Origin of the sequence: Streptomyces sp. NPDC021225 (assembly GCF_044332865.1) — a bacterium.
GTDB lineage: Bacteria > Actinomycetota > Actinomycetes > Streptomycetales > Streptomycetaceae > Streptomyces.
Genome location: NZ_JBIRPV010000015.1, coordinates 198,432 through 223,032 on the forward strand (window position 1 = coordinate 198,432; position 24,601 = coordinate 223,032).

The following is a 24,601-nucleotide window of genomic DNA, read 5'->3' on the forward strand; positions in this document are numbered from 1 at the left end:
GGTGACGGCAGACGGGCGCGGATGAGGGCACGGGCCGTCAGCCCGCCCCGGCGTGGGCCTCGGCGCGCGCCTCCGCGGGCGCCTCGGCGCGGGCCGTCGGCACCGCCGCGGCGGTGCGCCGGGTGCGCCGCGCCAGCAACAGCCCGCCCACCCAGATGGCCATCGGCGCCAGGCACAGCCCCACCGCCAGCAGCGCCCAGGTGCGCATCGCCGCGTGGGTGTGCCCCAGGAACAGCGAGGCGACCAGCGAGCCGCCGAACACCGCGGCCCACACCAGATGGATACGGAAGGTGGACAGCTGGTCGGCGCTGGAGGAGTCGCCCTTCGGCGTGACCACGAACCGGCTTCTGCGCCGCAGCAGCGCGTCGCACAGCGACTTGGCGTAGATCGGGGCGGACAGCGCGGACAGCAGCATCCCCGCCACCCCGCCGGAGCCCTCCGGCTCGTGAGGGGAGACGTTGTGCCGCCGGTTCCACACGTACAGCCCGATCTGGAGCGCCGCGGCGTCGCTGTAGAGCATCATCCACATCTCCGCCGGGATGTGGATCCCGGAGGCGCCCAGCACCAGGAACAGCGCGCAGGACAGCGCCGACAGCATCCAGTTGAGCGCGGTCATCGGGTAGTACGCGATCATCAGCGAGTAGTTGAGCAGCTTCCCCGGCGACAGTGTGAACGGCGCCTTCCAGAACTGCTTGAGCACCGTCTCGTAGGTGCCCCGGCTCCAGCGCAGCTGCTGGGTGAAGAAGTCCGTCCAGGTGCTCGGGCCCTCCCCGACGGCCAGCACGTCCGGGGTGTAGACCGAGCGCCACTTCTTCCTGGTGACCGGGTTGCGGCGGCGGTGCAGCTCGAAGCCGGTGGCCATGTCCTCGGTGATCGAGTCGTACAGCCCGCCGATGCTCCGCAGCGCGGCGATGCGCACCGCGTTGTTGGTCCCGACGAACATGGGGCCGCCATACGCGTTTCCCGCCCGCTGGATCAGCGCGTGGAACAGGAACTGCTGGCTCTCGGCCGCTTTGGTGACCGCCGTGTCGTAATTGCCGTACACCTGCGGGCCGACCACAAAGGCGATATCCGGGTCGCGGAAGTAACCCATCATCCGCTCGAGGAAGTTGGGCAGCGGAACGTGATCGGTGTCCACGCAGGCCATGAATTCATAGTCGTCGCCATGGGCGTCCAGCCAGGCGTTGTAATTCCCGTGCTTGGTCTTCGCACGAAAGGGCCCCTTCGGCTGATTCCACTTCTCGACACCCTTGCGGGAGAAATGCCGGACGCCGAGCCGCGCGCACAGCTCCTTGACCTCGTCGTCGTTCCCCTCGTCCAGCAGCCATACGTCGAGCCACCCGGCGTGCCTGACCCGCATCGCCCCCTCCAGCGTCGCCCGGACCATCTCGATCGGCTCCTTGCCGGGCACGAAGCTGGTCAGAAACGCCACCCGGGTCCCCGGCTCGGCGGTCACCGGCACCGGGTCCCGGGCCACCAGCGTGGCGTGCGCGTTGGAGACCACGGTGAACAGGCGGAACGCCTCGATCAGCGCGATCGAGAGCAGCATCGTGGTGTCCGCCGCCGTCTCCCAGGCCGCCACATAGTCGCGGTGCACCCAGTGCTGCGGCTGGAGCAGCCACAGCAGCAGCAGCCCCGAACACACCGGCGCCGCGCACAGCAGCAGCGCCGCGCGGACGCGGTGCGGCTCCTGCGCCAGCAGGCTGCGGCAGCGCACCCGGTACGGGCGGCCGGGCGGCGGCTGGGTCAGCGGGCCCGCCAGTTGGCTGTACCGCTTGTACTCGTACGCCGCCGCGGGGCCCCGGCGGCGGGAGGTCGTCCCATGGTGCGCGGGCCGTGCGGGGCGCGGCGCGGCGCGGGGCGTGGCACCCGGCTCGGAAGCGTCTCTGACGGGCGTTGGTGCAGACATCTGGGCACTCCCGCGGGTCGCCTGGGACAAAATATCGCGCGGCGATGACCCGGACGGCTTACATTCGTCAGGTCATCGCGCGAGATGAGAAGGTAACAATCCCATGGGGAATGACTGTGCAAATCGGATTTTCGGCGCGCCTTGGCGCGCCCCGGTGCTCCCCGTCGCTTCCCGGCGCTGCCCGTCGTATTGGGCGGACCGCCACTCCGACGGCCTATAGCCGCGCGTCTTACGTGATTTACATCCCGACGTCTGTCATGGTCGGATGCGATTCGGCGTGCATGTTTCGACCGCGCGATCCGGGCTGCGTTTCGGCCGCGCGTTTCGGCTGCCGGGTTCGGCATGTGTGAGGAAGCCCGCGCCATGGGGCGGGCGCGATAGGAAAGATGGGGCCCGGTCGCCCGATGAGAGTGCTGCACATCATCTCGCGCCTCGGCGCTGGTGGCGCCGAGCAGCAACTGCGGCTGCTGCTGCGCCACCTGCCCGCCCGCTGTGACGTCCTCACCCTGTCCGCCCCCGGGGCCGCCGGCCACGGCATCCGGGCGGACGGGGTGCCCGTCACCCACCTGCCCCTGCGCGGCCGCGACCCGATGGCCCCGGCCCGGCTGGCGCGGTTCATCCGCGGCGGCGGCTACGACCTGGTCCACACCCATCTCCACCGGGCCTGCGTATACGGCCGGATCGCCGCCCGGCTGGCGGGCGTCGGCGCCGTGATCGCCACCGAACACAGCCTGGGCGACCGCCACATCGACGGCCGCCCGCACACCGTCGGCACCCGCGCCCGCTACCTCGCCGCCGAGCGCCTGGGCTCGGCGACCGTCGCCGTCTCGGCCGCCGTCGCCGACCGGCTCCGCGCCTGGGGCGTCGCCAACCACCGCATCCACCTGGTGCCCAACGGCCTGGACGCCCGCCACTTCCACTACACCCCGGCCGCCCGCGCCGCCGCCCGCGCCCGCCTCGGCATCCCCGCACATGCCTTCGTCGTCGGCGGGGTGGGCCGGCTGGTGGCGGCCAAGCGCTTCGACGTGGCGCTGCGGGCCGTCGCCGAGGTGCCCGAGGCCCGGCTGCTGCTGGTCGGCGACGGTCCCGAGCGCACCGCGCTGCACGACCTGGCCGCCTGGCTCGGGGTGGCCGACCGGGTCCGGCTGCTCGGCGAGCGCGACGGGGCGGTGGCCGGGACGGGGGACCGGCCCGCCGACATCCCCGGGCTGCTGGCCGCCATGGACGTCTTCGTCGCGCCGTCCGCGGAGGAGGCGTTCGGCATCGCCGCCGTGGAGGCCCTCGCGGCCGGGCTGCCGGTGCTCTACACCGTCTGCCCCGCCCTCGACGAACTGCCGCCCGGCGCCGCCCCCGGCGCCCACCGCATCGGCCCCGGCGCCGCCGCCCTGGCCGGCGCCCTGCGCGAATCCGCCGCCGCCGGCCCCGTACGGTTCCCGGTGCCCGCCGCCGTCGAGCGCTATGACATCGTCCGCACCGCCCGCCGGCTGGCGCTGCTGTACGAACGCTCCGTCAGCTGCGGGCCCGACGGCTGCGCCCGCGGCCCCGCCGTCACCCTGCGCTGGCCGCGGAGCGGTGCTCCTGCGGGCTGACCCCGCGCACCCGCTTGAAGGCCGAGCTGAGCGCGTACGGGCTGCCGTAGCCGACCCGCCGGGCCACCGCCCCGAGGGTCGCGTCCGGCTCCCGCAGCAGGTCGGCGGCCAGCGCCAGCCGCCAGCCGGTCAGATACGCCATGGGCGGCTCGCCGACCAGCTCGGTGAAGCGCCGGGCCAGCGCCGCCCGGGAGACCCCGGTCCGCTCGGCCAGCAGGGCCACCGTCCACGGATGGGCCGGATGGTTCTGGAGCAGCCGCAGGGCGCGGCCCACCACCGGGTCGCCCAGCGCCCGATACCAGGCCGGGGCCCGCGCCTCCGGCCGGGCGAACCACGCCCGCAGCACGGAGATCAGCACCAGGTCGAGCAGCCGGTCCAGCACGGCCGTCTGGCCCGCCTCGTCCTTGACGATCTCCTCGCCCAGCCACGACAGCAACGGTGAGCCGCACTCCTCGCCCGGCAGCACCAGCAGCGGCGGCAGCGCGTCCAGCAGCCGCCGGCTGATCTCCCCGTCCATCCGGTACGTACCGACCAGCATCGTCGCCGAGCCGTGCTCGCTGTTGCCCCAGGTGCGCACCCCCAGCGCCATCCGCTCGGCCAGATCCTCGCCCTCGGCGGTGCGGCACACCTCGCCGGGCAGGATCCAGGCCTGCGGCCTGGTGGCCGGATCATCGGCCACCGTGTACGGGTCGGGGCCGCGCACGATCGCGACGTCCCCCGGAACCAGCCGCACCCCTTTTTCCGGGTCGCCACCCTCCGGGACCACCCATGCCTCGCCGCGCGCCACGGTCATCACACACAGCGGGGCCCGGTCCTCGATCCGCACGGACCAGGGCGGTTCCATGACCATACGGAGCAGAAACGCCCCCCGGGCTCTCGGCCCGTCCAGCAGGCCGGCCAGTGGATCCATGGCGCCCGCTACCGCCGTTCGAGGGCGGCCGTGGAGCCCCGTACCACCAGATGCGTCGGCAACACCCGCTGCGGGGGCTGCTCGCCCTCGGCGGCGGGGGTGGCCAGCATGCGGAACAGCAGATCGACGGCGGCCCGCGCGCCGTGCGCCTTGGGCACCGAGACCGTGGTCAGCGGCGGCGCCGCCATCCCGGCCAGGGCGATGTCGTCGCAGCCCACCACGCTCATCTCGTCCGGCACCCGCACCCCCCGCACCGCGAACCTGCTCATCAGACCGAACGCGACGATGTCGTCGAACGCCAGCACCGCGCTCGCCCCGCTGGCCAGCACCACATCGGCGGCCCCGGTGACCCCGCCGTCGAAGTGCGGCGCCACACTCCCCACCTGCACGATCTCCACCAACCCTGACGCGGCCACCGCCGCCACCCCGGCCGCCCGCTCCCGCGCGGCCCACGAGCTGCGCGGCCCTCCGACATAGGCGATCCTGCGGTGGCCCAGCGCGTGCAGATGGGTCAGCGCGTCGGTGATCCCCTCCACCAGGTCGGCCGTGACGCATCCGAACCCCGGCTCCTTTCGGTGCAGCAGCACGATCGGCTTGTCGGTGAGCTCGCCCAGCGACCCCAACTCCTCGCCGCTCAGATGCGGGGAACACAGCACGATCCCGTCCACCTGCGGGGCCAGGGTGCGGATCGCGTCCAGCTCCAGGCCCTCGTCCCGCTCGGCGTCGCTCAAGAACACCGTGTGGCCGAGCCCCCGGGCCCGCGCCTGCACCCCCTTGCAGATGTCCGCGAAGAAGGGGTTCAGCAGATCCGGGACGATCACGCCCAGGTGGCCCGTGCGCCCGGTGATCAGCCCGCGCGCGGCCTGGTTGGGCTGATAGCCGAGCCGGTCGGCGGCGGCCCGGACCCGCTCGCGCGTCACGGGGCTCACCGTCCCGCCGGGCGTCAGGGCCCGCGACACGGTGGACGGGGACACCCCCGACGCCTTCGCGACGTCCCGAATCGTCACCTGCACGCCCCGAGGTTGACACCCCGTTCCACCCGCGTCAAACATCGTCCCCCCAGGCCACCACCGGCTTCACGGTGTTAGGAACTCTTAAGACGCCCTTGTGAGACTTGCGCGGACCGGTTTTCGTACCTGTCCACGCTTGAATCGAGGCACCGTGTCTCCTTCGGAAGCCACGTCCACTTCATCCACCGCAGCCGCGTCTCCCGACTTCCTCGATCCGTCCTTCTGGGCCCGGCCGCTCGATGAGCGTGCGGCGGTGTTCGAGAGGCTGCGTGGGCTGCCGCACCCCGAATTGGTGTCGCCGCGGCTGCCCTGGGGGCCGATGGCATCCGGCTATTACGCGCTGGCGAAACACGCGGACATCGCCGAGGTGAGCCGGCGCCCTCAGGACTTTTCGTCCGAGGGCGCCACCACGATGCTGACGCCGGAGATGGAAGAGTTCTACGGCTCCATGATCACCATGGACAATCCGGAGCACGCCAGGTTACGGCGCATCGTGGCGCGGTCGTTCGGCCGCAACATGGCGCCCAGGTTCGATGCCATTGCCCGTCAGGTGGCCCGGCGGATCGTGGACGAGCTCATCGAGCGCGGGCCCGGCGACTTCGTCCGCCCGGCGGCGGAGATGCCCATCGCCGTGCTCAGCACCATGATGGGCATTCCCAGTGAGGACTACGAATTCCTCTTCGAGCGGACGAACATCATCATGGGCGGGCTCGACCCCGAGGTCGCGGCCAGCCCCGAGGACGCGGCGGCCGCCGTGCTGGGCGCCCTGCGGGACCTCGGGGACTACATCGGACGGCTCCGCGAGGACCGGCTCGCCCGCCCCAGCAACGATGTCATCACCAAGCTGGTCCAGGTACAGGACGACGGAGAACAACTCACCCGCCAGGAACTGGTCTCCTTCTTCATCCTCCTCGTCAACGCCGGCATGGAGACCACCCGCAACTCCATCGCCCAGGCCCTGGTGCTGCTCACCGCCCACCCGGACCAGCGGCAACTTCTGCTGTCGGACTTCGAACGCCATGCGAAGGGCGCCGTCGAGGAGATCCTCCGGGTGGGTACCCCCATCAACTGGATGCGCCGGACCGCCACCGGCGACATCGAGATGAACGGCCATCGGTTCCGCAAGGGCGACCAGGTTTTCCTCCTCTACTGGTCCGCGAACCACGACGGACACGTCTTCGAGGATCCGTACCGCTTCGACATCACCCGGGACCCCAATCCGCATCTGTCATTCGGCGCGGTGGGGCCGCACTTCTGTCTCGGCGCCCATCTCGCCCGGATCGAGATCATCGCCATGTACCGAGAACTCCTGGCCTCACTCCCGGACATCCGCTCGGAGGGCGAGCCCATCCGCCTGGATTCCAGCTTCGTCGAGGGCTTCAAAGGTCTGAACTGCACGTTCTGACGCTAAAAGAGAGGAGGCGCCAGCGATGGCGAAGGACGAGGCGAAGCTTCTCGACCACCTCAAGTGGGTGACGGCAGAACTGCGTGACACTCGGCAGCGTCTGCGCGAAGCGGAGTCCGCCGAACCCGAGCCGATCGCGATCGTCGGAATGGCCTGCCGGTTTCCCGGCGGGGTTGAGAACCCGGACGACTTGTGGAATCTGGTGGCGGCCGGAGGCGAAGGGCTGGTCGATTTCCCGGAGGACCGCGGCTGGGATCTGGAGAACCTGTTCGATCCCGACCCGGACCGGCCGGGGACGAGTTATGCGCGCCAGGGCACCTTTCTGCGCGGCGCCGGAGGCTTTGACGCCGAATTCTTCGGGATATCGCCGCGTGAAGCGGTGGTGATGGACCCCCAGCAGCGCGTGTTGCTGGAGGTCGCCTGGGAGACCTTCGAACACGCCGGCATCGACCCGCACGGCCTCGCGGGCAGCAGCACGGGCGTCTACGCCGGGGTGACCTCACAGGACTACATGGTGCTCACCGCCATGGCCGCCAATGACGTGGAGGGATACGCCGCCACCGGAAACCTCGCCTGTGTCCTGTCCGGGCGGGTGTCCTATGAGTTGGGGCTCGAGGGGCCGGCGGTGACGGTGGACACGGGGTGTTCGTCGTCATTGGTGGCGCTGCATTCCGCCGTGCAGGCGCTGCGCGGTGGCGAGTGCTCGCTGGCGCTGGCGGGTGGCGTGACGGTGATGGCGACGCCGGGTGCGTTTGTGGAGTTTTCGCGGCAGCGGGGGTTGGCGGCGGACGGGCGGTGCAAGTCGTTCGCGGCGGCGGCGGATGGTACGGGGTGGGGCGAGGGTGTCGGGCTGTTGCTGCTGGAGCGGCTGTCGGACGCGCGGCGCAACGGCCACAAGGTGTGGGGGGTGGTGCGGGGCTCGGCGATCAACCAGGACGGTGCCAGCAATGGGCTGACGGCGCCGAACGGTCCGTCGCAGCAGCGGGTGATCCGGCAGGCGCTCGCGAACGCGCGGCTGTCGCCCGCCGATGTGGACGCGGTCGAGGCGCATGGGACGGGCACCACGCTTGGCGATCCGATCGAGGCGCAGGCGTTGCTGGCCACCTACGGTCAGGGGCGGGCGGCCGAGCGGCCGTTGCTGCTGGGGTCGGTCAAGTCCAACATCGGTCACACCCAGGCGGCCGCCGGAGTGGCGGGCATCATCAAGATGGTCATGGCGATGCGGCACGGGCTGTTGCCCAAGACCCTGCACGTGGACGAGCCGACGCCGCATGTGGACTGGAGCGGCGGAGCGGTCGAACTGCTCAGGGAGGCGACGGCCTGGCCGGACGCGGAGCGCCCCCGGCGGGCGGCTGTCTCGTCGTTCGGCATCTCCGGCACCAACGCCCATGTGATTCTGGAAGAGGCCACAGCACCGGCGGCGGACGTGGCGACCACCGAGCCGACGGTCCCCGGTGGCGTGGTGCCGTGGGTGGTCTCGGGGCGGTCGGCGGCGGCGCTGCGGGCCCAGGCGGAGCGGTTGGCGGAGTTCGCCGAGCAGACCTTCGCCGACCCGCCCGAGGTGGGCTGGTCGCTGGCGGCGGGCCGGGCGATGCTCGACCACCGGGCGGTGGTCGTCAGCGACGACCGGGAGGAGTTGCTGGCCGGTCTGAGGGCGCTGGCCGTGGGGGCGCCGTTCGGTGGTGTGGTGACCGCGGAGCCGGTGGCCGGGGGTGCCGGGCCGGTGCTGGTGTTCCCGGGCCAGGGCGGTCAGTGGCGGGGGATGGGGGTGGAGTTGCTGGACTTCTCCCCGGTGTTCGCGGCGCGGATCGCGGAGTGCGAGGCGGCGCTGTCGCCGTTTGTGGACTGGTCGCTGACGGCGGTGCTGCGGGGCGAGGGCGGGGTGGACGCGTCGCGGGTGGATGTGGTGCAGCCGGCGTTGTGGGCGGTGATGGTCTCGTTGGCTGAGGTGTGGCGCTCCCATGGTGTGGTGCCTGCGGCGGTGGTGGGGCATTCGCAGGGCGAGATCGCGGCGGCCGTGGTGGCCGGGGCGCTGTCGCTGGAGGCCGGGGCGCGTGTCGTGGCGGTGCGTTCGCAGGCGTTGCGGGTGTTGTCGGGGCGGGGCGCGATGGCTTCGCTCGCGGTGGGTGCGGGGGAGGCCGAGGAGGCGATCGGCGGGCGTGAGGGTGTGGTCGTGGCGGCGGTGAACGGGCCGGGGTCGACCGTGATCTCGGGTCCGCCCCAGCCGGTGGCCGAGGTGGTGGCGGCGGTGGAGTCGGCCGGTGGGCGGGCGCGGCTCATCGATGTCGATTACGCCTCGCACGGCCCGCAGGTCGACGAGATCGCCGAGGATCTCGTGGCGCTGCTGGGGGAGATTACTCCGGTGGAAACGGCCACGGCGTTCTACTCGACGGTGACCGGTGGCCGGGTGGAGACCACGGCGCTGGACGCGGCGTACTGGGTGGAGAACCTGCGCCGTCAGGTCCGGTTCGGCACCGCGGTGGAGGCGGTCCTGGGCGAGGGGTACCGGGTGCTGGTGGAGGCCGGCCCGCATCCGGTACTGAGCGTGGGCATCCAGGAGACCGCCCAGGCATGCGATATCGCGGTGGCCACGGTGCCCACCCTCCAGCGTGACCAGGGCGGCCCGGCGCAGCTGGCCCGGGCCCTGGCCCAGGCCTTCGCAGCCGGGCTGCCCGTGGACTGGAAGACCTGGTACGGCGTGACCGCAGCCGCGCCACCCGTCCTCGACCTGCCCACCTACCGCTTCCAACACCAGCACTACTGGCTGAAGCCGGGTACCTGGGCGGGGGCCGAGGGAAAGGGCTCCGCAGAGGACGAGCGCTTCTGGAGCGCCGTTGAGAGCGGCGATCTCGCCGGGCTCGAGGCATCGCTGCGCGTGGGGGAGGACGCCGCGCGACACGTGCTGGCTCCCGCGCTGCCGGTGCTGGCGGAGTGGCGTCGGCGTACCCGGGATCAGGCCCGGATCGACGCATGGCACTACCGGACCGCCTGGTCCGCCGTCACCGGCCTGGACGCGGCTCCCCGGCTGAGCGGCACATGGTTGCTGGTCGTCCCCGAGAAGTGGGCCGGGGACGCCGCGGTCGAGACGGTCACCCAGGCGCTCGAAGGCCATGGGGCGGAGTGCGTGCTCCTCCCGCTGGCCCCGGGGGACCAGGCGCGCGGCCCCCTCGCCGAGCGGCTGCGGCAACTGGAGGGCCGGCCCGAGATCGCCGGTGTGATCAGCGCCTTGAGCCTCGACGAGGCCGTACACCCGGAGCACCCGCATCTGCCGATGGGACTGGCCGGGACGCTCGCCCTGGTGCAGGCGCTGGACGAGGTGGACTTCGGCGGGCGCCTGTGGTGTGTGACGCGCGGCGGTGTGTCCGCCGCCGGGGACGGCGCCGTAAGCCCGGTGCAGGCCCAGGTGTGGGGTCTGGGCCGCGTGGTGGCGCTGGAGTATCCGAAGCGGTGGGGCGGCCTGATCGATCTTCCGGCGGTGGCGGAGGAGGGCACGGCGGGCCGGCTGGCCGCGGTGGTGGCCGAGGGCGCGGAGGACCAGGTCGCGCTGCGTGCGGAGGGCGTGCTGGGGCGTCGCCTGCGTGCGGCGTCGGCGGGTGCGCCGGGTGCGGAGTGGCGCATCGACGGCTCCGTTGTGGTGACCGGCGGGACGGGCGGGGTGGGCGGCCGGGTCGCCCGGTGGGTCGTGGAGCGGGGCGCGCGCCATGTGATCCTGGCAGGCCGCCGGGGCTCCGCCGCGCCGGGGACCGAGGCGCTGACGGCGGAGCTGGAGGCGCTGGGCGCCTCGGTGGACGTGGTGGCCTGCGATGTCGCGGACCGCGACGAGGTGGCCGCGCTGCTGGCGCGGGCGCCGGAAGAGCATCCGCTCCGTGGGGTCTTCCACGCCGCGGGGGTCGGCGACTACACCCCGGTCAGCGACCTGGACCCGGACCGGGTGGCGCAGGTGGCGGCGGCGAAGGCGGGGGGTGCGCGATGGCTCGATGAGCTGACGCGCGACATGGACGTGTCGGCCTTTGTGCTGTTCTCCTCCGGCGCGGCCAGTTGGGGCAGCGGGCAGCAGGGTGCGTACGCGGCGGCCAACGCGTACCTGGACGCGCTGGCCGAACGCCGCCGCGCCGAGGGCCTGCCGGGTCTGTCGGTGGCATGGGGCCCGTGGGGCGAGGTCGGCATGACCGCCGGCGACGCGGTGGCGGCCTTCTTCCGCGAGCGGGGGCTGACCGCCATGGCTCCCGAGTTGGCGCTGCGGGTACTGGGCGATGCCCTGGGCCGCGGCGAGACGGCGTTGACGGTGGCCGACTTCGACTGGCGGCGCTTCGCCGCGGCGTTCGCCGGGCAGCGCGTCAGCAGGCTGCTCGCCGAGATTCCCCAGGCCGTCGAACTGCTGGAGAAGGAGACGCCGTCCGAGGACAGCCCGCTGCGCAAGCAACTGGCCGCGGCCGTCGCGGAGCAGCGGCACCAGATGCTCACGCAGCACATCCGCGCCCTGGCGGCCGGGGTGCTGGGCCACTCGGGCCCGGACGCGATCTCCGCGACCAAGCCGTTCTTCGAGATGGGCTTTGACTCGCTGACCGCTGTCGAGCTGCGCAACCGGCTCAGCGCCAGCGCCGGGATGCCGCTGCCCACCACACTGATCTTCGACTACCCCACCGCGGACGACCTGGCCCGTTACGTCCTCGCGGAAATCTCCGGCCTCCAGACGGCCGTGACCGGCACGGTCACGCCGGTCGGGGAATCGGACGAGCCGATCGCGATCGTCGGTATGGCCTGCCGGTTCCCGGGCGGGGTGAGCAGCCCCGAACAGCTCTGGGACCTCGTGGCCACGGGCCGGGACGCGATGTCGCCCTTCCCGGCCGACCGAGGCTGGCGTCTCGACACGCTGTACGACCTGGACCCGGACCGCCCCGGCACCAGCTATGTGCGCGAGGGGGGATTCCTCCACGACGCGGGGGGTTTCGACGCGGAGTTCTTCGGGATCTCGCCGCGTGAGGCGGTGGGGATGGACCCTCAGCAGCGGCTGTTGCTGGAGACCGCCTGGGAGACGTTCGAGCGCGCCGGGATCGACCACGGCTCGCTGCGCGGCAGCGACACTGGTGTCTATGTCGGCGCGACCCTCTTCGACTATCTGTCGATCATCGGGATCTCCAGCATGGACATGGAGGGCTACACCGGCACGGGCAACCTCGGCTGTGTGCTGTCGGGGCGGGTGTCCTATGTGCTGGGGCTCGAGGGGCCGGCGGTGACGGTGGACACGGGGTGTTCGTCGTCGTTGGTGGCGCTGCACTCGGCGGTGCAGGGGTTGCGCGGCGGTGAGTGTTCGCTGGCGTTGGCGGGCGGTGTGACGGTGATGGCGACGCCGGGTGCGTTTGTGGAGTTTTCGCGGCAGCGGGGGTTGGCGGCGGACGGGCGGTGCAAGTCGTTCGCGGCGGCGGCGGATGGTACGGGGTGGGGCGAGGGTGTCGGGCTGTTGCTGCTGGAGCGGCTGTCGGACGCGCGGCGGAACGGCCACAAGGTGTGGGGGGTGGTGCGGGGTTCGGCGATCAACCAGGACGGTGCGAGTAACGGCCTGACGGCGCCGAACGGCCCGTCGCAGCAGCGGGTGATCCGGCAGGCGCTCGCGAACGCGGGGTTGTCGACGGCGGACGTGGATGTCGTCGAGGCGCATGGGACGGGCACCACGCTTGGCGATCCGATCGAGGCGCAGGCGTTGCTGGCCACCTACGGTCAGGGGCGGGCGGCCGAGCGGCCGTTGCTGCTGGGGTCGGTCAAGTCCAACATCGGTCACACCCAGGCGGCTGCCGGAGTGGCGGGCATCATCAAGATGGTCATGGCGATGCGGCACGGGGTGGTGCCCAAGACGCTGCACGTGGACGAGGCGACACCGCATGTGGACTGGGGCGGCGGGGCGGTCGAACTGCTCAGGGAGGCGACGGCCTGGCCGGAGGTGGAGCGCCCCCGGCAGGCGGGCGTGTCGGCGTTCGGTATCTCCGGGACGAACGCGCACGTGATCGTGGAAGAGGCTCCCAAGGAGCCGGAGGTTCCGACCGAGTCCGGCGCGGTGCCGGTCGGTGGTGTGGTGCCGTGGGTGGTCTCGGGACGGTCGGCGGCGGGGCTGCGGGCCCAGGCCGCGCGGCTGGCGGAGTTCGCCGAGCGGACCGCCGCCGATGAGGCGGAGGTCGGCTGGTCGCTGGTGGCCGGCCGAGCCACGCTGGAACACCGCGCGGTGGTCGTCGGCCAGGACCGGAAGGAGCTGCTGGCCGGGTTGACGGCGCTGGCCGAGGGCGAGCCGTCCGGCGGTGTGGTGACCGCCGAGCCGGTGGCCGGGGGCGCCGGTCCGGTGCTGGTGTTCCCGGGCCAGGGCGGTCAGTGGCGGGGGATGGGCGTGCAACTGCTCGACGCCTCGCCGGTGTTCGCGGCGCGGATCGCCGAGTGCGAGGCCGCGCTGTCGCCCTTCGTGGACTGGTCGCTCACGGCGGTGCTGCGGGGCGTCGACGAGACGGCGGACATCGACCGGGTGGACGTGGTGCAGCCCGCGTTGTGGGCGGTGATGGTCTCGCTGGCGGAGGTGTGGCGCTCCCATGGCGTGGCGCCCGCGGCGGTGGTGGGGCATTCGCAGGGCGAGATCGCGGCGGCCGTGGTGGCCGGGGCGCTGTCGCTGGAGGACGGGGCGCGGGTTGTCGCTGTGCGCTCGCAGGCGTTGCGGGTGTTGTCGGGCCGGGGTGCGATGGCCTCGCTCGCGGTGGGCGCGGAGGAGGCCGAGGAGGCGATCGGCGGGCGTGAGGGTGTGGTCGTGGCGGCGGTGAACGGGCCCGGGTCCACGGTGATCTCGGGTCCGCCCGGGGCGGTGGCCGAGGTGGTGGCGGCGGTGGAGTCGGCCGGTGGGCGGGCGCGGCTGGTCGATGTGGACTACGCCTCGCACGGCCCGCAGGTCGACGAGATCGCCGAGGAGCTGGTGGCGTCGCTGGGAGACGTCAAGCCCGCCGGCACCGGGGTGGCGTTCTATTCGACGGTGACCGGTGGCCGGGTGGAGAGCACGGTGCTGGACGCGGCGTACTGGGTGGAGAACCTGCGCCGTCAGGTCCGGTTCGGCACCGCGGTGGAGGCGGTGCTGGCCGACGGATACCGGGTGCTGGTGGAGGCCGGTCCGCATCCGGTGCTGAGCGTGGGCATCCAGGAGACCGCCCAGACGCTGGACCTTCCCGTGGCCACGGTGCCCACTCTCCAGCGTGACCAGGGTGGCCCGGCGCAGCTGGCCCGGGCCCTGGCCCAGGCCTTCGCCGCCGGGCTGCCCGTGGACTGGAAGACCTGGTACGGCGTGACCGCAGCCGCGCCACCCGTCCTCGACCTGCCCACCTACCCCTTCCGACACCAGCACTACTGGATCGACCCCGCCACCATCGGCGGCCAGGGCGATCCCCACAGCCTCGGCCTGACCTCCGCCGACCACCCGCTGCTCGGCGCCGCCGTGCGGGTCGCCGAGAGCGAGGAGATCGTGCTGACGGGCCGGATCTCCACCGCCGGACACCCCTGGGTGGCCGACCACGCCGTGGCCGGTTCGGTGTTCCTGCCCGGCACGGCGTTCGTCGACCTCGCCGTGCGCGCGGGGGACGAGGCAGGCTGCGACCGCGTCGAGGAACTGGTCCTGGAAACCCCCCTGATCCTCCCCGAAGAGGGGGCGCTCCAGCTCCAGCTCGTCGTCTCCGCGCCAGGCCAGGACGGCGGTCGAGCCTTCACCGTCCACGCGCGCGCCGAGGGCGACGACGCCGCCGACCGGCCCTGGACCCGGCACGCGAGCGGCACCCTCACCACAGGCGCCCGGCCGGACGACTTCGACTTCGCCCAGTGGCCGCCGACCGGTGCCGAGCCGGTGCCGCTGGACGGTCTCTACGCGGGCCTGGCCGAGGCGGGCTACGGCTACGGCCCGGCGTTCCGCGGCCTGAAGGCGGCCTGGCGCCGCGGTGACGAGGTGTTCGCCGAGGCCGCGCTCGCCGAGGAACTGCGCGGCGACGCGGGGCGGTTCGGTCTGCACCCCGCCCTGCTGGACGCAGCGCTCCAGGCCGGCGGCATCGGGAAGGGCGGTGCGCTCGACGGGCAGCTGCTGCTGCCGTTCACCTGGACCGGAGTGTCGCTGTACGCCACCGGCGCCGCCGCGCTGCGGGTCCGGATGGTTCCAGGCGGCGACGGGGTGGCCCTGAGCGTTGCGGACCCCTCGGGCCGCCCGGTCGCGTCCGCCGAGGCGGTGGTCTCCCGCCCGGTCTCCATCCGGCAGTTGCGCCGCGGCGGTGCCGAGCTCGACTCGCTGTACCGCGTCGAGTGGGTCTCCACCGAGTACGAGCCCGAGCCCGGGGTGTTCGCCGGCCGTACGTGGGACGTGGTGGGTGCCGGCGGCCTCGGCATCGAGGACGCACTGGAACGCGCAGGACACACCGTCCGCACCACCCGGGACCTCGCGGAGCTGGCGCGGTCCGTCGACGACGGGACACCCCTGGCCGACCTGGTGGTACTGGACTGCGCCCCGCTCGCCGGTGGCGGAACCGAAGCCGACCCCGGACTCGCCGACGCGGTCCACGACGAGACCGAACGGCTGCTCGGCGTCGTCCAACGCTGGCTCGGGGACGAGCGGTTCGGCGACTCCCGGCTGGCGCTGGTGACCCACGGCGCCCAGTCGACCAGCGGCGACGAGCGCGTCGCCGACCTGGTGCACGCACCGCTGTGGGGCCTGGTGCGCTCGGCGCAGATCGAGAGCTACGACCGGCTCGTGCTGGTGGACCTGGAGGACGGCGACCAGGACGCGGCCGGCCTGCTGCCCCGCGCCCTCGCCGTGGCGCTCGGGGCGGGCGAGCCCCAGGTGGCGGTGCGCCGCGGCCGTCTGGTCGTCCCGCGCCTGGCCCGTATCGGCAAGGACACCGCCCTCACCCCGCCGGACGTGCCCGGCTGGCGCCTCGACACAGCCTGTCCCGGCACTCCCGGCACTCCCGTCGCTCCGGACCAGTTGGCCCTGGTGCCGCACCCCGAGGCGGCCGGGCCGCTGGGGGAGGGCCAGGTCCGCATCGCTGTGCGGGCCGCGGGCCTCAACCCCCACGACGTCGTCGCGGGCCCGGACCCGCTTCCCGACCAGCAGCCCATGGGCGGTGAGGGGGCCGGGGTCGTCGTCGAGACGGGGCCCGGTGTCATCGGACTCGCCCCCGGCGACCGTGTGATGGGCGTCTTCCCTCGTGCGTTCGGCCCGCTGGCCGTCGCCGACCAGGGGAGCCTCGTACCCGTCCCCGCCGGCTGGTCCTACGCCCGGGCCGCCGCCGTGCCCCTGGCGTTCCTCACCGCCTACTGCTGCCTCGCCGAGCCCGCCGAGGTCCGTGAGGGCGACGTGGTGCTCGTCCACGGGGCCGCCGGTGGCGTCGGCATGGCCGCCGTGCAACTGGCCCGGCATCTCGGCGCCGAGGTCTATGCCACCGCCGATGAGAGCGAGTGGGACGCCCTGCGCGCCCTCGGCCTGGACGACGACCACCTGGCCTCCTCCCGGACCCTCGACTTCGAGGACCGGGTGCGCGCCGCCACCGGCGGCCGGGGCGTGGACGTGGTGCTGAACTCCCTCGCCCAGGAGTTCAGGGACGCCTCGCTGCGCCTGCTGCGCGACGGCGGCCGGTTCGTGGAGCCGGGCCGGACCGAGGTCCGCGATGCCGCACAGCTCCACGAACCAGGCGCCGCCCACCCGGGCATCGGCTACCGGGTGTTCACGGGGGCCGATCCGCGACGGGTCCGCGCGCTCCTCACCGAGGTCGTGGGCCTCATGGAGCGGGGCGTGCTGCGTCATCTGCCCCTACGGACCTGGGATCTGCGCCTCGCCCCCGACGCGTTCCGGTATCTGAGCCGGGCCCGGCACACCGGCAAGGCCGTGCTCACACTCCCGGCGCCCCTCGACCCCGAGGGCACCGTGCTGATCGTCGGCGGCACCGGCACGATCGGCGGCATGCTCGCCCGCCACCTGGTCACCACCCACGGCGTTCGCCACCTCCTGGTGACCGGCCGGCGGGGTGCCGAGGCGCCCGGCGCGGACGCGCTGCGCGAGGAACTGTCCGCTCTGGGGGCGGAGGTGACCATCGCCGCCTGCGATGCCGCCGACCGCGACGCGCTGGCGGCGCTGCTCGCGGACATCCCCGCCGAGCACCCGCTGACCGGCGTGATCCACGCCGCCGGTGTGGTGGACGACGGCACCGTCCCCTCCCTCACGCCCGAGCAACTGCACACCGTGCTGCGGCCCAAGGTGGACGCGGCGGTCAACCTGCACCAGCTGATCCGTGAAGACGATCTCGCGGCGTTCGTGATGTTCTCCTCGACGGGCGGCCCGGGGGGCGCCGCGGGCCAGGGCAACTACGCGGCGTCGAACGCCTTCCTCGACGCCCTCGCCCAGGACCGCCGGGCCGCCGGGCTGCCCGGTCAGTCGCTGGCCTGGGGCCACTGGGAGCAGAGCAGCGGCATCACCGGCACCCTGGGCGAGCGCGACATCGCCCGCATGGAGCGCTCCGGTGTGCGCGCGCTCTCCTCCGACCAGGGTCTCGCCCTGTTCGACGCGGCCGGGCGCCGGCCCGAGAGCCTGCTGATGCCCGCCCGCCTCGACCCGGAGGTACTGCGGGACCTCGCCGGCGCCCAGGTCCTGCCCCGCGTCCTCAGCGGCCTGGTGCGGGCGGCACCCGTCCGGCGCGCCACCGCGGCGGCGCAGTACGCGGCCGGGGACGCCCAGCCGATGGCGGAGCGCCTGGCGGGCATGTCCGCCGCCGAGCAGGGCCGCACCCTGCTGGAACTGGTGCGCCGCAACGTGGCGGCGGTGCTCGGGCTCGGCGACGTCCTCGCCGTCGACCCGGCGCGGCCCTTCAAGGAGATCGGCTTCGATTCGCTGACCGCCGTCGAGCTGCGCAACCGGCTCAGCCAGGCCACCGACACCAAGCTGCCCTCCACTCTCGTCTTCGACATCCCCACCCCGGCGCTGCTCGCCGAGCACCTGCGCGAACAGCTCGTCTCCGAGGGGCTGAGCGGGGCGGAGGCCCTTGTTCAGGAACTGGACCGGCTGGAGGAACACGTCGACCTGCTCGCGGACGACACGGAACGGGACACCGTGACAGCCCGGCTCGAGGCGCTGCTGACACGGTGCCGCCAGAAACCCGCGGCGGAGAGCAACGGCGTCGCGGAGCGGCTCCAGGACGCCTCGGCCGACGAAGTCCTGCAATTCATCGACTCCCACCTGGGAAGGGCCTGAAAGAGGACCGCCATGGCGAACCAGGAACAGCTCGTCGACTACCTCAAACGAGTGGCGACCGATCTGCATGACACTCAGCAGCGCCTCCGCGAGGTGGAGGCCCGGGACCGCCAGCCGATCGCGATCGTCGGCATGGCCTGCCGGTTCCCTGGTGGAGCGGACACTCCGGAGGCCCTGTGGGAGCTGGTGTCCGCGGGCCGTGACGCGGTCTCCGCCATGCCGGACGACCGGGGCTGGGACCCTGGCATGTTCAACGACTCGGGCGAGACGGGCACCAGCTATGTGCGCGAGGGCGGATTCGTCCGCGGCATGGCAGACTTCGACGCCGACTTCTTCGACATCTCGCCGCGCGAGGCGCTCGCGATGGACCCGCAGCAGCGCCTGCTGCTGGAGACCGCCTGGGAAGCCATCGAGCGCGCCCGTATCGACGTGACCTCCCTGCGCGCCACAAAGACCGGCGTCTTCATCGGCGGATCCACCATCTACTACGCCGGCACCGGCGCCGGCGCGCCGCAGGACGTCGCCGGGTACATGGCCACCGGGCTGGCCGCGAGCTCGATGTCGGGCCGCATCTCCTACACCTTCGGCTTCGAGGGCCCCTCCTTCACGGTGGACACCGCCTGCTCGTCGTCCGGGGTGGCCCTGCATCTGGCGGTGCAGTCGCTGCGCAAGGGCGAGAGCTCGCTGGCGCTGGCCGGCGGGGTGTGTGTGATGGCAACACCCGGCACCTTCCTGGAGTTCAGCAAGTTGAACGGGCTGGCCGCCGACGGCCGGTGCAAGGCGTTCGCGGCGGCGGCCGACGGCTTCGGGCCCGGCGAGGGCGTGGGCGTCCTGCTGGTGGAGCGGCTGGCGGACGCCCAGCGCCTCGGACACCCGGTGCTCGCCGTGATCCGCGGCTCCGCGATCAACCAGGACGGCGCATCCAACGGCCTGACCGCGCCCCACGGCCCCGCCCAGGAACGCGTCATCCGCGCCGCGCTGGCCGACGCCCAGCTGTCCGCCCGGGACATCGACGTGGTGGAGGCGCACGGCACCGGCACCTCGCTGGGCGACCCCATCGAGGCACAGGCGCTGATCGCCGCGTACGGCAGAAGGCGCGGCGAAGGCGTCCCGCTGTGGCTCGGCTCGGTCAAGTCCAACATCGGGCACACCCAGGCCGCCGCCGGCATGGCCGGGGTGATCAAGATGGTGCAGGCGCTGCGGCACGGCGTCCTGCCGAGCACCCTGCACGTGGACGAACCCACCCATCAGGTGGACTGGTCCGAGGGCACCGTGAAGGTGCTGACCGAGGCGCGGCCGTGGCCCGGGACCGGCGGCCCGCGCCGGGCCGGGGTCTCCTCCTTCGGCATGAGCGGCACCAACGCGCATGTCATCCTCGAAGAAGCCCCCGAGGCCTCCAACGCGGCGGAGCCCGCCCCCGCCACCGAGCTGCCGGTGGTCCCGTGGCTGGTGTCCGGGCGCGGCGAGGCGGCGCTGCGCGCCCAGGCCGCCCGGCTGCGCGACTTCCTCACCGAGCGGCCGGAAGCCGGCCCGACCCGTGTCGGGCTCGCCCTGGCCGGTTCGCGCGCCGCCCAGTCGCACCGGGCCGCCGTGGTCGCCGCCGACCGCGACGCCCTGCTGGCCGGGCTGGCCTCCCTGGCCGACGGGGTCCCCGCCGGCCATGTGGTCACGGGTGCGCCCAGCCCCGGCGAGACGGTGTTCGTCTTCCCCGGCCAGGGTTCACAGTGGGCCGGCATGGCCCTCGACCTGACCGACGCCTCCCCGGTGTTCGCCGAACACTTCCGTCGCTGCGCGCAGGCCGTGGAGCGGCACACCGAGTACACCGTGGAGTCGGTGCTCAGAGGCGAGCCGGGAGCCCCCTCCCTGGAGCGGGTGGACGTGGTCCAGCCCGTGCTGTGGGTGGTGATGGTGGCGCTGGCCGAGCTGTGGCGGTCCTACGGCGTGGAGCCCGCGGCCGTGGTGGGCCACTCCCAGGGCGAGATCGCGGCGGCCTGCGTCGCCGGCGTGCTGTCCGTCGAGGACGCGGCCCGCGTCGTGGCGCTGCGCTCCCAGGCGCTGCCCGAGCTGTCCGGCCGCGGCGGCATGGCCTCGGTGGCGCTCCCCGTCCAGCAGGTCGGGAAACACCTGGAGCGCTGGGACGGTCGGCTGAGCGTGGCCGCCGTCAACGGCCCCTCCTCGACCGTGGTCTCGGGAGACGCCGACGCCCTGGAGGAGCTGCTGGAGACCTGTGAAGCCGACGGGGTGCGCGCCCGGCGCGTCCCCGTGGACTACGCGTCGCACTGCGCCCACGTCGACGCGCTGCGCGACCGGCTGGCCGAGGACCTCGCGGGCATCGCGCCCAAGCCGGGCTCCGTCCCGCTGTACTCGACCGTCACCGGGCAGCGCATCGACGGCACCGCCATGGACGCCGCGTACTGGTTCACCAACCTCCGTCAGCAGGTGAGGTTCGAAGAGGCCACCCGGGCGCTCCTCGACGACGGACACAGCGTGTTCATCGAGTGCAGCCCGCACCCGGTCCTCGTCATGGGCGCGCAGGAGACCGTGGACGAGGCGGGCGTCAACGCCACGGCCCTCGGCACCCTGCGCCGGGACGAGGGCGGCTGGGACCGCTTCCTCCTCGCGCTGGCCCAGGCCCATGTCCATGGCGTCGAGGCGGACTGGGGCCGGGTGTTCCCGGCCGGCACCGGCCCCGCCGACCTGCCCACCTACGCCTTCCAGCGGCGGCGCTACTGGCTGGACGCCACCGACGGCGGAGCCGGTGACCCCGACCGGCTCGGCCTCGCCGCGGCCGGCCATCCGCTGCTGGGGGCCGTCACCGTCCTCGCCGAAGGCGACGAGGTGGTGCTGACCGGCCGGCTCGGCCTGGACACCCATCCGTGGCTGGCCGACCACGCGGTGGCCGGCGCGGTGCTCGTGCCCGGCGCCCTGTTCGTGGAGCTGGCCGTCAGGGCCGGTGACGAGGTGGGCTGCGACTGGCTCGAGGAGCTGGTGCTGGCGAGCCCGCTGGTCCTGCCCGACCAGGGCGGCACCCACCTTCAGCTCGTGGTGGGCCGCCCCGACGGTGAAGGCCGCCGCACCCTGAACGTGTACGCACGCCCGGCCGACGAGTCCGGCTCGCCATGGCTGCGCCACGCCACCGGCACCCTGGCGCCCGGCCCGGACGCCGAGCCGTACGACCTCGCCCAGTGGCCGCCGGAAGGCACCGAGCCCGTGCCCGTGGACGGGTGTTACGACCAGCTGGCCGTGGCCGGCTACCGCTACGGCCCCGCCTTCCGCTGCCTGCGCGCCGTGTACCGCCGCGGGACGGAGGTCTTCGCCGAGGTCGTCCTCCCGGAGGAGCAGCGCGGGCAGGCCGCCGCGTTCGGTGTCCACCCCGCGCTGCTTGACGGCGCGCTCCAGGCCAGTGGGTTGCCCGAAGTACGCGGTGGCCAGGGCCGGATGGCGCTGCCGTTCGCCTGGAACGGAGTGTCCCTGGCCGCCACCGGCGCCGAGCTGCTGCGCGTCAGGCTCGCGCCCGTCGGCGACGACGGCATGTCCGTCCACGCCACCGACGCCTCGGGCCGCCCGGTGATCTCGATCGACGCCCTGGTGACCCGGCCGTTCACCCCCGAGCAACTCCAGGGCCGCGGCGAGGACATCGGCGACGCGCTCTTCCGCGTGACGTACACCCCCCTGACCGGTGCCCCGGCGGGCGGCGCCATCGACGGCTGGGCCGCCGTCGCCACCGGCACCACACCCACCTGCTACGGAGCGCCCCGCTACGACGACCTGGACGCGCTCGCCGCCGCGGTGGACGGCGGCCTGCGCGTCCCACCGGTGACACTGCTGCCCTGCGAGCCGCGGCCGGACGACACCGACCTCCCCGGCGCGGTGCGCCACCGGCTGGGCGAGGTGCTGCACTCCGTGCAGCGGTGGCTGGCCGACGAGCGGTTCGCCGACTCCCGGCTGGTGGTGGTCACCCGGGGCGCGGTCGCCGCCTCCGACGGCGAGGACGTGACCGACCTCGCGCACGCCCCGGTGTGGGGGCTGATCCGGTCCGCGCAGTCCGAACACCCGGACCGGCTGGTCCTGGTGGACCTGGACGGACCCACGCTGCCCGGGGCCCTCGCCCCGGCGGTCGCCGCGGGCGAGCAGCGGATCGTCGTCCGGAACGGGACGGTACGGGTCTCCGCCCTGGTCCCCGCGGCGTCCGGCGCCGCCCTGCCCCTGCCGGAGGACCCCCACTGGCGGCTGGACATCACCGGCCCCGCCACCCTGGACAACCTGGCCCTGGTGGCGGCGGAGGAGCCCCCGCCGCTCGCCCCGGGCCGGATCCGGGTCCGGGTCCGCGCCGCGGGCGTCAACTTCCGGGACGTGCTGATCGCGCTCGGGATGTACCCGGGCGACGCGGTGATCCGGGGCAGCGAGGGCGCGGGCGTGGTGGTCGAGGTGGCCCCGGACGTGACGTCGGTGGCCGTCGGCGATCGCGTGATGGGCATGTTCCAGGGGGCGTTCGGCTCGACCGCCCTGGCGGACGCCCGCTCCGCCGTGCCCGTCCCGCCCGGCTGGACCGACGAGCAGGCGGCGGCCGTGCCCATCGCGTTCCTGACCGCCTGGCACGGGCTGGTGGACCTGGCCGGTCTGAAGGCGGGCGAGTCGGTCCTCGTCCACGCGGCGGCGGGCGGCGTGGGCATGGCCGCCGTGCAGATCGCCCGCCACCTGGGCGCCGAGGTGTACGCCACGGCCAGCCCCGCCAAGCACCACGTCCTGGAGGCCATGGGCATCGACGCCGCCCACCGCGCCTCCTCCCGCGACCTGGACTTCGAGAACGCCTTCCCGAAGGTCGACGTGGTCCTCAACAGCCTGGCCGGCGAGTTCACCGACGCCTCGCTGCGCCTGCTGGCCGACGGCGGCCGGTTCGTGGAGCTGGGCCTGACCGACGTCCGCGACCCCGAGCAGCTTGCCGAAACGCACCGCGGCGCCCGCTACCGCGTCCTCGACCTCGGGGCGCCGGGAGAGGAAGGACTCGGCCGGATCCTGACCGAGGTCCTCGCCCGGTTCGCACGCGACGAGCTGACCCACCCGCCGGTGCGCGTCTTCGACATCCGCCGGGCGCGCGACGCGTTCCGCCTGATGAGCCGGGCCGCACACATCGGGAAGATCGTGCTGACCCTGCCACGGCCCCTCTCACCGGACGGCACGGTCCTGGTCACCGGTGGCACCGGCACCCTGGGCGGCCTGATCGCCCGCCATCTGGTCACCCGACACGGGGTACGCCACCTGCTGCTGACCGGCCGCCAGGGGCCGCAGGCGCCCGGCGCCGCCGAACTGCGCGAGGAGCTCACCGCGCTGGGCGCCACCGTGACCATCGAGGTCTGCGACATCGGCGACCGCGACGCCGTCGCCGGGCTGCTGGCCGGCGTGCCCGACGCACACCCGCTGACCGGTGTGGTGCACTGCGCCGGAGTCCTCGACGACGGCATGGTCGACTCGCTGACCCCCGAGCGGCTGGCCCGGGTCCTGCGGCCGAAGGCCGACGGAGCGGCGCACCTGCACGAGCTCACCAAGGACGCCGATCTGGCGATGTTCGTCATGTTCTCCTCCATCGTCGGGGTGAACGGCAACCCCTCGCAGGCCAACTACGCCGCCGCGAGCGCCTTCCTGGACGCCCTGGCCCACCACCGCCGGGCCCACGGCCTGCCCGGTCAGTCCCTGGCCTGGGGCATGTGGGAGGAGACCAGCCGGCTCACCGGCCGGCTGGACGACGGGGACCTGGAACGCATCCGCCAGGCCGGCATGGACCCGCTGCCCACCGAGCAGGCCCTGGCGCTGTTCGACCGGTCGTACGCCGCGGGTGACGCGCTGCTGGTTCCGATCCGGCAGGCCACGGCGGCCTCCGGGAGCCGCCCGGCCGCCGGCCGCACCAGGGCGCGGCGCGTGGCCGACAGCGGGGCGGCGGGCACCGGCGGCCCGTCGCTGGCGGAGCGCGTCGCCGCACTGCCGGAGGCGGAACGCGAGGACTGCGTCCTGGAGGCGGTGTGCGCGCACATGGCGGCCGTCCTCGGCCACGGCTCGGCCGACGAGATCGCCCACGACCGCACGTTCAAGGAGCTGGGCTTCGACTCGCTGACCGCGGTCGAACTGCGCAACCGGCTCTCGGCCGCGACCGGCCTGCGCCTGCCCGCCACGCTCATCTTCGACTTCGCCCACCCACTGGCCCTCGCCCAGCACCTGCGCGAGCGGATCGCCGCGCCCGCCGACCCGGCCGGGAGCGCACCCACCGACCCGGCCGGGAGCCCGCCTCCGGACCCGCGTGAGAGCCGGGTGCGCGAGGTGCTGGCCGCCGTCCCGCTGCGGCGGCTGGAGGAGTCCGGCCTGCTCGACGCGCTGCTGCGACTGGGCGAGGAAGCCGACACCACCGACAGCGCGGACACCACCGAAAGCGCAGACAGTGCGGACAGCGCCGATTTCGCCTCGATGGAGCTGGAAGAACTGGTGGACATGGCCCTGCGCAACGGCGATTCCTGACGTGTGCCGTCCCCTCGGAGGAATGT

Annotated in this window: 7 protein-coding genes; 4 read left to right on the plus strand and 3 right to left on the minus strand. The window is 73.6% G+C overall.

Annotation, left to right across the window (positions count from 1 at the left end; translation table 11 throughout):
- Positions 1-37: 37 nt before the first annotated feature.
- Entirely contained in the window at positions 38-1,909 is a 1,872-nt protein-coding gene (locus tag ACH4S9_RS41140) for a cellulose synthase catalytic subunit (protein ID WP_361185061.1), read from the minus strand.
- A gap of 404 nt (positions 1,910-2,313) precedes the next feature.
- On the opposite strand from ACH4S9_RS41140, the gene ACH4S9_RS41145 reads away from it, so the two are divergent.
- A complete protein-coding gene (locus tag ACH4S9_RS41145) occupies positions 2,314-3,498 on the plus strand; it encodes a glycosyltransferase (protein ID WP_398376801.1) in 1,185 nt (394 codons plus the stop codon).
- On the opposite strand, the gene ACH4S9_RS41150 is transcribed toward ACH4S9_RS41145, so the two are convergent.
- Positions 3,458-4,408: an AraC family transcriptional regulator gene (locus ACH4S9_RS41150; protein ID WP_398376802.1), complete on the minus strand. Its 951-nt coding sequence runs from the start codon at positions 4,406-4,408 to the stop codon at positions 3,458-3,460. The two genes, ACH4S9_RS41145 and ACH4S9_RS41150, sit on opposite strands and share 41 nt — an antisense overlap.
- Before the next feature lie 8 nt (positions 4,409-4,416).
- Entirely contained in the window at positions 4,417-5,421 is a 1,005-nt protein-coding gene (locus ACH4S9_RS41155; RefSeq protein WP_398376804.1) for a LacI family DNA-binding transcriptional regulator, read from the minus strand.
- A 250-nt stretch (positions 5,422-5,671) separates the two neighbouring features.
- Here ACH4S9_RS41155 and ACH4S9_RS41160 point away from each other — a divergent pair, with 250 nt between their 5' ends.
- Genes ACH4S9_RS41160 through ACH4S9_RS41170 form a run of 3 tightly spaced genes read left to right on the plus strand, consistent with a single transcriptional unit; the run spans position 5,672 to position 24,575 of the window.
- Positions 5,672-6,823, plus strand: a complete 1,152-nt coding sequence (locus ACH4S9_RS41160) for a cytochrome P450 (RefSeq protein WP_398376805.1) — start codon at positions 5,672-5,674, stop codon at positions 6,821-6,823.
- A 25-nt stretch (positions 6,824-6,848) separates the two neighbouring features.
- Entirely contained in the window at positions 6,849-18,068 is an 11,220-nt protein-coding gene (locus ACH4S9_RS41165) for a type I polyketide synthase (RefSeq protein ID WP_398376806.1), read from the plus strand.
- A 12-nt stretch (positions 18,069-18,080) separates the two neighbouring features.
- A complete protein-coding gene (locus ACH4S9_RS41170) occupies positions 18,081-24,575 on the plus strand; it encodes an SDR family NAD(P)-dependent oxidoreductase (RefSeq protein ID WP_398376808.1) in 6,495 nt (2,164 codons plus the stop codon).
- Positions 24,576-24,601: the final 26 nt, after the last annotated feature.

What these genes read in the sequence shown, in the direction of transcription:
- ACH4S9_RS41150 (WP_398376802.1), bottom strand. Translation starts at nt 4,408, where the DNA reads ATGGATCCACTGGCCGGCCTGCTGGACGGGCCGAGAGCCCGGGGGGCG.
- ACH4S9_RS41140 (WP_361185061.1), bottom strand. Translation starts at nt 1,909, where the DNA reads ATGTCTGCACCAACGCCCGTCAGAGACGCTTCCGAGCCGGGTGCCACG.
- ACH4S9_RS41170 (WP_398376808.1), top strand. Translation starts at nt 18,081, where the DNA reads ATGGCGAACCAGGAACAGCTCGTCGACTACCTCAAACGAGTGGCGACC.
- ACH4S9_RS41165 (WP_398376806.1), top strand. Translation starts at nt 6,849, where the DNA reads ATGGCGAAGGACGAGGCGAAGCTTCTCGACCACCTCAAGTGGGTGACG.
- ACH4S9_RS41145 (WP_398376801.1), top strand. Translation starts at nt 2,314, where the DNA reads ATGAGAGTGCTGCACATCATCTCGCGCCTCGGCGCTGGTGGCGCCGAG.